Source organism: Micromonospora sp. NPDC050417, assembly GCF_044458865.1.
Lineage (GTDB): Bacteria > Actinomycetota > Actinomycetes > Mycobacteriales > Micromonosporaceae > Micromonospora_G.
The window spans coordinates 1-10466 of record NZ_JBITIH010000051.1 but is presented as its reverse complement, the minus strand read 5'-3'; the positions used below and the strand labels follow the sequence as shown (position 1 = coordinate 10466).

5 protein-coding genes are annotated in these 10466 nt (G+C 61.2%); all 5 read left to right on the top strand.

Annotated elements, in window-relative coordinates; genetic code table 11:
- The first annotated feature begins 273 nt into the window (after positions 1-273).
- Genes ACIBF5_RS32390 through ACIBF5_RS32370 form a run of 5 tightly spaced genes read left to right on the top strand, consistent with a single transcriptional unit; the run spans position 274 to position 9772 of the window.
- On the top strand, positions 274-768 hold the full coding sequence (locus ACIBF5_RS32390) for a hypothetical protein (RefSeq protein WP_396816702.1): 495 nt from the start codon (positions 274-276) through the stop codon (positions 766-768).
- Complete coding sequence (locus tag ACIBF5_RS32385) at positions 769-4035, top strand: helicase-related protein (RefSeq protein ID WP_396816701.1); 3267 nt, start codon at positions 769-771, stop codon at positions 4033-4035.
- Entirely contained in the window at positions 4028-4723 is a 696-nt protein-coding gene (locus tag ACIBF5_RS32380; RefSeq protein WP_396816700.1) for a DUF4391 domain-containing protein, read from the top strand. The genes ACIBF5_RS32385 and ACIBF5_RS32380 overlap by 8 nt, the downstream gene beginning before the upstream one ends.
- Before the next feature lie 2 nt (positions 4724-4725).
- Positions 4726-6684, top strand: coding sequence for a site-specific DNA-methyltransferase (locus ACIBF5_RS32375; protein ID WP_396816699.1), 1959 nt, complete (start codon positions 4726-4728; stop codon positions 6682-6684).
- 4 nt (positions 6685-6688) lie between these two features.
- Positions 6689-9772 (top strand): type III restriction-modification system endonuclease, encoded by a 3084-nt coding sequence (locus ACIBF5_RS32370; protein ID WP_396816698.1) that lies wholly within the window; start codon positions 6689-6691, stop codon positions 9770-9772.
- The last annotated feature ends 694 nt before the right edge of the window (positions 9773-10466 follow it).

Sequence of the window (10466 nt, the reverse complement as noted above, 5' to 3'; positions counted from 1 at the left end):
TCCGCTGCCTCAAACGCTACGTCGCGCGAGAGCTCTACGAGCTCATCACCCAACCCACCAGTTCCACAGCCGCTTGACATCCATAGGGGCATCAAAAACGCTCAGTGTGCGCCCGAGGCCGAACACGATCAAAAGTTACATAACCTATTATCTAGGATATAGACGTCGCGCTAACATGGCCCGACGGCGGTGCGCCAAGCGCTGCCGCGGTGTCCAAAGCTGTAGTCTTGCGGCACCGCAATAGGCCCGTGCCGGGTACTACAGGAGACTTGAGTGACCCAGATGACCGCCGTGGAGTTGCCGGCAAAGTCGCGGCTACGAGTCAAAGCTCACGGCGAGGTGTTCACCCCGCGTCGAATGGTCGACCAGATGCTCGACCTGGTCCACGATGACCTGGAAGACGGGCCGGGCTTCGTCGATAAGACGCTCATCGAACCAGCGGCGGGCGATAGTAACTGTCTCGTTGCGCTCCTCCAGCGGAAGCTCCAGGAAATTGACAGGCAGTATCAGCGGGATCGCTGGGCTCACGAGTCTCTGTTCGCCCTTGCCTCGATCTATGGAATCGAGTCACTGGAGCACAACCATCAGGACGCCAAGGATACAATGCATGAGGATTTTCTGCATTTCTGCGCGAGTCGCGGCTTCACATGCGGCCCTCACATAATGGTCGGCGACGTCGGTCGAGCCACGAGCGGCGCCAGGATCCCGTTCCGACCGACTTGGTCACATCAATCACCCGCTGACGTGTTCGAGGGTGGTGTCGTCTGAGTGCGCATCATCGATAACCTCAACGAGCTCCTCGGTGATGATTTGAAGGCGTCAATTGGGCGTGGCTCGAAGCTCCGCATCGCAGCTAGCACGTTCTCAATCTTCGCGTTCCAGGCGCTGAAGCATGAGCTGCAGTCGATCAAGGAGCTGGAGTTTATTTTCACAGCGCCGTCCTTTACGGCCACGAAGATTACCGATAAGCCTGCGCTGGAGAAGCGGCAATTCTTCATCCCGAACGACAAGAGCCGGGATGCTGCGCTGTATGGCAGTGAGTTCGAGATTCGTCTGCGCAACAAACTGACTCAGCGGGCCATCGCGCGCGAGTGCGCGGAGTGGGTCCGGCAGAAAGTCAAATTCCGCTCGAACCGCACCGGCGCACCCATGCAGTCATTTGCGCTGATCGACGACTCCGCCGCGTATGCCCCCCTTCAGGGGTTCACGACCGCTGACCTTGGTTACGAGCCCGGGCCTGCTGTCTCAAACATGGTGCACAAGATCGAAGACGCGTCGTTCACGCGGCAATACGTCCAGCTCTTCGATCAGATCTGGCACAACACTGAAAAGCTTGATGACGTTACGGAGGCGGTGCAGGACCACATCGCCAGCGTATATGCGGAAAACTCGCCGCAGCGAGTGTATTTTTTGATCCTCTACAACCTGTTCAGCGAGTTCCTCGAAGGCATCAACGAAGATGTGCTCCCCAACGACCTGACGGGCTACCAGAACACCGAGGCCTGGAGGGCGTTGTACAACTTCCAAAAAGACGCGGCGACCGGCGTGATCAACAAACTGGAGACCTACAACGGCTGCATCCTGGCCGACAGCGTGGGCTTGGGGAAGACGTTCACGGCGCTGGCCGTGATCAAGTATTACGAGCTGCGCAACAAGACCGTGCTCGTGCTGGCGCCGAAGAAGCTTGCCGACAACTGGACAACCTACAACAGTAACTACACGACTAACATCTTCGCGAAAGACCGATTCAACTACGACGTGCTCGCCCACACCGATCTGTCCCGAGACGGCGGCGAGTCGCTGGGCAAGCGGCTGGACCTTGTCAACTGGGGCAACTACGACCTCGTCGTGATCGACGAGTCGCACAACTTCCGCAACGCCGACTACGTCCAGGAGCGCGAAACCCGATACCAGAGGCTGATGCGCAAGGTCATCCGCGAGGGCGTGAAGACCAAGTTGCTGATGCTATCGGCGACGCCCGTGAACAACCGCTTCAACGACCTACGCAACCAGCTCGCGCTGGCCTACGAGGGCGACTCGGCGCAGCTCGCGGCGAAGCTCAACATCGAGGTCTCCATCGAGGAGGTGTTCCGGCAGGCGCAGCGCGTCTTCAATGAATGGAGCGACCTGCCGCCGGATGAGCGCACGACCGAGGCGATCCTGGCCAGGCTCGACTTCGACTTCTTCGAGCTGCTCGACGCAGTTACCATTGCCCGCTCCCGCAAGCACATTCAGGCGTTCTACGACACCACCGACATCGGTGCGTTCCCCGAGCGGCTCAAGCCGGTCTCGCTGCGCCCGCCGCTGACCGACCTGACGGACACGCCGACGTTCAACGAGATCTTCGAGCAGCTCCAGCTTCTCACCCTCGCCGTGTACACGCCGCTGGCATATGTGTTCCCGAGCCGGCGCGACAAGTACGAGCAGCTCTACGGGGCAAGCTCGGGACAGAACTACATGGGCGGGCAGACCGCGAACCTCGGCGCCGCCAGCCGCGAGCAGGGCATCCGCAAACTCATGACGGTGAACCTCCTCAAGCGGTTGGAGTCCAGCGTCGAGGCGTTCCGCCTCACCCTGAGCCGGCTGGAGGGCACAGTCACCGAGGCGATCGAGGCCATTGACAACCACGCGGCGAACATCGGTAACATCGCCTCTTCTTTCGTCGACGCCGACGATGACGACTTCGAGTTCCCCACCAGCGGAACGGTCGGCCGCAAGGTGCAGATCGAACTGACCGACATGGACGTCGAGTCGTGGAGCCGTGACCTCGTCAGCGACGGCAGGGTCATCCGGCAGCTCTTAGCCTCAATTAGCGGCATCACCCCCGAGCACGACTCGAAGCTCGGCGCGCTGCGCGATCTGATCGCGAGCAAATTCGCCCAGCCGCTGAACCCCGGCAACCGCAAGGTGCTGATCTTCTCCGCGTTCGCCGACACCGCCGAGTACCTCTACGCGAACCTCGCCCCGGCCCTCAAGCATCAAGGCCACGACTCCGCGATTGTCACCGGCCAACGCAATCCGTCCACCACGGTCGGAAAGGGCTACGGCTTCCAGCAGGCTCTGACCCTGTTCTCGCCAAGGTCGAAGCAGCGTCACCTCGTCATGCCGCGAGAGAGCGGCGAGATCGACGTGCTCATCGGCACCGACTGCATCAGTGAGGGCCAGAACCTCCAGGATTGTGATTTCTTGGTCAACTACGACATACACTGGAATCCGGTTCGGATTATCCAGCGATTCGGCCGCATCGATCGCATCGGTTCGACCAATGACCGCATCCAGCTCGTGAACTTCTGGCCAGACATCTCGCTGGACGAGTACATCAACCTCAAGGAGCGCGTCGAGAGCCGGATGGTCATCGCCGACCTCGCCGCGACTGCCGACGACAACGTGCTCACCCAGGAGACGAGCGACGCAGCGTTTCGGAAAGAGCAGCTTCGCAAGCTCCAGGACGAGGTGATCGAACTCGAAGACGTCCGCACCGGGGTTTCGATCACCGACCTAGGCTTGAACGACTTCCGCATGGACCTGCTCGGGTACATCAAGGAGTACGGTGACTTGGCCGGCACCCCGAAGGGTCTGCACGCTGTCGTACCCGCGGACCGCGACAAAGGGCTGAAACCTGGTGCGCTCTTCGTGCTGCGCAACATCAACGCCGATGAGCGGCTCAACCGAGGCAACCGCCTGCACCCTTACTATCTCGTCTATCTCGACGACCGGGGGCAGGTCATAGCCGATCACACCGAGGTCAAGCACCTGCTCGACCTTATCCGGGCCGGATGCCGCCACCGTGGCCAACCCGCTTGGGAGGTATGCCGCATCTTCAACGCGGTGACGCGCGACGGCGCTGATATGGGCCACTACAGCCATCTGCTCACGGAGGCGATCCGCTCCATGATTGATGTCACCGACGAACGTGATGTCGACAGTCTCTTCAGCCCCGGACACACCACCGCCCTTGTGCAGACCATCGCGGGGCTCGACGACTTCGAGCTGATCGCCTTCCTCGCCATCGTCGAGGAGCCCGCCGATGGTTGAGCCTGTCGAGGCCAAGCCGGCTCTATTCCGGTGGCCACCAGTTGCAGCCTTCGGCCGCACCGTGCCGAAGACGAAGTTCTACGAGCATGGCAAGGTCCGCACCGCCCTGCGCGAGAAGTTCATCGAAGATGTCCATCGCATCACCTGGGCGTATAAGCTCGCCGAGGGCACTATCCGCCTGCGCGGCACGGCCGCCGTCCCAGAGATCCAGGTTTTCACTGTGGAGACTAAAGGCGCGGATGTGCCGGACGATGTTCTCAGCGTGATCGACAAGACGGTCCATTTCCCAGTCATCTTTGAAGTCGCCAGCGGTGGCCGGGTGCGAACGGTCGCCGCCCAGAAGTCTCTCAGCGGCAAGAGCCCGACTGTCGGCACGTACTTCACCACCGACTGGCAGTTGGTCGACGCCCCGCGCCTTCAGCTGCCCACCGCGCTCGACCTGCCGATCCTGTACGAGGCTATCCTCAGCGCGCTGTTGCCGGTGGACAGGCGCGCCGGGGAGACAGTGTCGGAGGCCATCGAGAGACTGGGTCGCGCGCGAAAGCTCCAGCGTGGGATTGCCGGGCTGAAGCAGAAGTTGCGTGCCGAGCCGCAACTCAACCGCAAGATCGAACTGCGCCGGCAGATCAACGAACGGGCCACGGCGTTGACTTCGTTCACCGATCCCGCGCCGAGCAATGAGGAATGATTGTGGACAAGCTCAAGATGCACTCGCCGGACCTTTCTCAGCACAATATCGACGCGATCGCCGAGTTGTTTCCTACGGTCGTCACCGAGACCGTCGACGCCGAGGGCAACCCACGCCGGGCGGTGGACTTCGACGCGCTCCGCCAGGAACTCTCCGACCACGTCGTCGAGGGTTCGCAGGAGCGCTACCAGCTGGACTGGCCCGGCAAACGAGCCGCCGCGTTCGCCGCCAACGCTCCGATTGCCAAGACGCTGCGCCCTGTGCGTGAGGAGTCGGTCGATTTTGCCACGACAAAGAACCTTTTCATCGAGGGTGACAACTTAGAGGCGCTCAAGCTGCTCCAGGAGTCCTACCTCGGCAAGGTCAATCTGATCTACATCGACCCGCCCTACAACACCGGCAACGACTTCGTCTACGAAGACGACCTCGCCGAGTCGAGTGCCGACTACCTCGCGCGCTCGGGCCAGAAGTCAGAGACCGGCGACCGCCTCGTCGCGAACACCGAGGCGAACGGCCGGTTCCACTCCGACTGGCTGAGCATGATGTACTCCCGGCTGAAGCTGGCGCGTGGCTTGCTGACCGACGACGGGGTCATGATCGTTGCCATCAGCGACCACGAGCATGCGAACCTCCGCCTGCTTCTCGACCAGGTGCTCGGGTCGGAGAACTTCATCGCGAATGTGACGTGGCAGGGCAGTGGGAAGAACGACGCGCGCTACACAGCGGGTGGCGTGGACTACATGCTGATCTACGCCAGGAACGAGCGTTTGCTTCGTTCTCTCGACACTCGCTGGAAAGAACCCAAGCCTGGGATTAACCAAGTCGAAGCGGTCGGGCGCCGTGCCTGGGAGCAGTCGGGGGGTGACCCCGCGAAGGCGACCACCATCTTCCGCAGCGGAGTTAGGGCGATTAGGGCTGATTTAGAGCCAGCGGTGTTCCGGTACGACCAGATCGACGACGAAGGTCGGGTCTTCCAAGCGGATAACATGACAAGCCCAAACCCTCGCCCCAACCTCATGTACGAGTTGACGCATCCGGAGACCGGAAAGGCCGTGCCGACGCCGACAAACGGCTGGCGCTACTCGCGGGAGACGATAGACGAACTAATGGCTCAAGGCCGTGTCCTCTTCGGGCCTGACGAGACAACCTCGCCGCGTCTGAAGAGGTTTCTAGCGGAGCAAAGCGATCGCGTTCCTTACCCGACCTTCACGCAGGCACGCATGCCGGGTTCCAAGAAGCTCGAGGACCTTCTGGGCGCCGATGTTTTCGACTATCCGAAGGACACCGCTGTTCTGGCCCGTTGGATCGGCGCGATCACCCGAGATAATCCGGATGCAGTCGTCCTCGACTTCTTCGCCGGCTCCGGTTCGACTGGCCATGCAGTCATGGAGATTAACGCGGCGGATGGCGGGCATCGCCGATACCTCCTCGTGCAGCTCGATGAGGCGGTTGAGCACCCTGACTACGGCTCCATCGCCGACATCGCCCGTGAGCGCCTCCGACGCGCCGGTGCGCAGGTAAAGCAGGGGGGAGGGTTCTTGGGGTCCGACCTCGACGTCGGCTTTCGGTCGCTGCACGTTGCCACGACCAACATGGCTGACACGCGCGCGACCGCGGACGACCTGGTGCAGTACGCGCTGACCGAGGCCGTCAGCAGCGTGAAGCCCGGCCGCACCGACGAAGACCTTCTCTTCCAAGTACTCCTCGATTGGGGGCTCGACCTCGCCGAGCCGATTACGGTCGAAGAGGTCTCAGGGCGACGGGTGTTTTCCGTCGCCGAAGACGCTCTGATTGCATGTCTTTCGGGCGAGGTGACCGACGCCGTCGTGCAGGAGATCGCCAAACGCCACCCACTCCGCGCCGTGTTCCTGGACGCAGGATTCGCAAGTGATGCCGCGCGCATCAACGCTGAGCAGATTTTCCGTGAAGTTTCACCCGAGACCGAGGTAAGGGCGATCTGACCCGATGAAGCTCCAGTTCAAGGTTCAGCCCTATCAAACCGAGGCTGTCGATGCAGTGGTCGACGTCTTCACCGGGCAACCGTACGCCGACGGGGTGAAATATCGCATCGACCCCGGCGCTGACGCTGCACAGACCTTGCTGGAGGACGCCGGCCTGCGCAACGCAGAGATTATGCTGACTCCGCCGCAGATCCTGGCGAACGTGCATATGGTGCAGCAGAAACGTGGTCTGGAGCGCTCGAAGGATCTTAAGGACCCGGTCAAGAAGTCAGCGGCCCCGATCAACCTCGACATCGAAATGGAAACCGGTACGGGCAAGACTTACGTGTACATCAAGACGATCATGGAGCTGCACAAGCGGTACGGATGGTCGAAATACATTGTGGTCGTGCCGTCCATCGCGATCCGCGAGGGTGTGAAGAAGTCATTCGACATCACCGCCGAACACTTTCAGCAGTTCTACGGCACCAAGCCGCGCACGTTCATCTACAACTCATCGCGTCTGCACGACGTGGAGCGGTTCTCCTCCGACTCGGGCGTGCAGGTGATGATTATCAACATCCAGGCGTTCAACGCCACCGGCAAGGACGCTCGCCGTATCTACGAGGTACTCGACGACTTCCAGTCCCGCAAGCCGATCGACGTCATCGCGGCGAACCGGCCGATCCTCATCATCGACGAGCCCCAGAAGATCGAGGGCGACGCGAAGAAGCCGTCCAAGTCGCTGGAGGCGCTCGGGTTGTTTAACGCCCTGTTCGCGTTGCGCTATTCGGCGACTCACAAGATCGAGCGCACCAAGGTGCACCGGCTGGACGCGGTCGAGGCCTACAACCAGAAGCTCGTGAAGAAGGTCGCGGTGCGCGGCATCACGGTCAAGCACCTGGCCGGCAGCACCGCCTACCTCTACGTGGACGGGCTGGAAGTCGGTAAGGGCACGGACTTCCCGAAGGCTCGCGTCGAGCTGGAGGTGCAGACCGCCCACGGCATCAAGCGGCAGGTTAAGCGACTAAACCAAGGCATGAACCTGCACGACATCTCCGGGGGCATCGAGGCGTACAAGGGTCTCTTCATACGGGACGTCGACGCGAACCGCGACATCATCGAGCTGAGCAACGGCGAGATCATCGGCGCTGGCGAGGTGACGCAGGACATCGCCGAGGACCAGAAGCGTCGCATCCAGATCCGCGAGGTCATCCGCGCCCATCTCGACAAGGAGCGGGAGCTGTTCGCGCAGGGCATCAAGACACTGTCGCTGTTCTTCATCGACGAGGTCGCCAAATACCGCGACTACGACCGCGAGGACACTTTCGGGGAGTACGCCCACGTGTTTGAGGAGGAGTACGAGACGGTCCTTGCCGACTACCTCGGCCAGCTCGACCTCGACGAGGCCGCCGAGCGGTACCGTAAGCACGTCGCAGCGATTCCGGTACGGGCGACACACGCGGGCTACTTCTCGATCGACAAGAGGACCGGTCGCTCCATCGACGGCAAGATCGCCGCGCGGGGCGACTTCGCAGGCCAGTCGGACGATGCTGACGCCTACGATCTGATCCTCAAGGACAAGGAGCGGCTGCTGTCGTTCGAGGAGCCCGTGCGGTTCATTTGGTCGCACTCGGCGCTGCGCGAGGGCTGGGACAACCCGAATGTGTTTGTCCTGGGCATACTCAAAAAGAGCGACAACACCACCACGCGGCGACAGGAGATCGGCCGCGGCCTGCGCCTGTCGGTTGACCAGCACGGCGAACGGATGGACAACCCCGTCACCGTCCATGACATCAATGAGCTGACCGTTGTGACCGACGAGTCGTACACCGACTTCGTCACCGCTCTCCAGAAGGAGATCATCGAGTCGCTGTCGGCCCGCCCGCGCAAGGCGAGCGTTGACTATTTCACCGGCAAGCGAATCACGCTCGCCGACGGGTCACCAAGCGTGCTGGATCAGTCTTTCGCCCAGGCCCTCTACAACCACCTCATCCGCAGCAACTACATCGACGACGACGGCTTAGTCACTCAGGAGTACAAGGACGCGCGAGCTGACGGCACCCTCGCCGCACCTACAGCCGAGGCGCTCAAACCAGTCATCGACTTCGTGTGGCCGCTCGTCGATGCGCTCTACCTCGACGTACCCAAGCCGACCGACGGCCGCAAGCCGAAGAAGATCCCTTTCAACGAGGCGAACTTCAAGAAGCGCGAGTTCCAGGAGTTGTGGGGCCGCATCAACCACAAGGCCGTTTACCAGGTTGAATTCGACTCCGAAGAATTGATCAAGAACTGCATCCGTACGCTTGACAAGTCTCTCAATGTGACGGTGATGCAGTACCTCGTCGAGGCCGGCAAGCAGGTCGTCGACCTCGAGGTCGAACACCTCGAAGCCGGAACCGGTTTCAAGGTGTCGGAGACGAAGGTTGAGCACTCGGCCGTCTCGGCGGCCTCTACCGTCAAGTACGATTTGCTCGGCGAGATCGCGGAGAAGACCCAGCTCACCCGCCGGACCTGCGCGGCAATCCTTACGGGCATCAACCCCGGCACGTTCACGAAGTTCAAGCAGAACCCCGAGCAGTTCATCACCGAGGCTTCCCGGCTCATCAATGAGCAGAAGGCTACGGTGATTGTCGAGCACCTCAGTTACAACCCGCTCGACAACCGATACGACTCCTCAATCTTCACCGAGAACCAGACCGCTCAGGACCTGTCGAAGGCGGGCGACAAGCTGAAGAAGAGCGTCTACGAGTACGTCATCACGGACTCAAAGGTCGAACGGTCGTTCGTCGAGAAGCTCGACGTCAGCGATGAGGTCGTCGTCTACTCGAAGCTACCCCGCGGCTTCTTCATCCCAACTCCGGTTGGTGACTACAACCCCGACTGGGCCATCGCCTTTCGTGACGACACCACCAAGATTAGGCGCGTCTACTTCGTCGCCGAGACAAAGGGATCGATGTCCACCCTGCAACTCAAGGGCGTGGAGGAGGCAAAGATCGAGTGCGCACGCAAGTTCTTCGCATCGCTCAACGGCAAGGTCGAGCGCGACGGCGTGAAGTACGACGTCGTTGACAGTTACGACTCGCTGCTCCAGATTGTGACGGCGTGAGTAAAGCTGCGGGTGCCGAAAACCTCATCCGCACTCGTCAGGCGGCATGCTCGTACTAATGTAGAAGCTCTGTACCGTGCCAAAATTCGTCATGGTTGCTCGGATCCACACCCAAGAGGCGGCCGCTCGCAGCAGCACCTTGGCAGGGTCTAACGCTTGGCCTGGTCGGCCCGACGCGAGTGCATCGACAGGGGCCACCCTCAGCGAGCACCTCGCGCCGGGCTGTCGTATATGCCGAATACACGACACCGATCACCGGGGCCGAGCGTGTGATCTGGGCGGTCGCTGAACAGGGCGGACGTTGTTTCGGGACCCGCAGGGATCCGGGCCGCCAGGTTGGACTTGACGGATGTGTTTGGAACAACCCGTCCTACCCCTCTTTACGCAGGTCAAAGCTCGATCGCAATCGAAAGTGGCGACAAAACTGGTCGCTGATTCGGTGTGACGGTATGGCTTTTCCCAGGTCATCGGGCATCTACGGGGGTAGGATAATTTGTTCCAGAGTTGGTCCTGGGGAGCGCCGGCCGGACCCGTCGGCCCGCGCCCCTTGTCGGAGGTACCAGATAGTCCGCGATGGTTTCCGACCATGAGGCGCCGCCAGCTAGACGAGTAAGTCCTAACGACCCCGGGGTGTGGGCATAGGCGAAGGGTGTTGAAGATCCGTTTGTGACGACAGACCTCAACACCCTTCTGA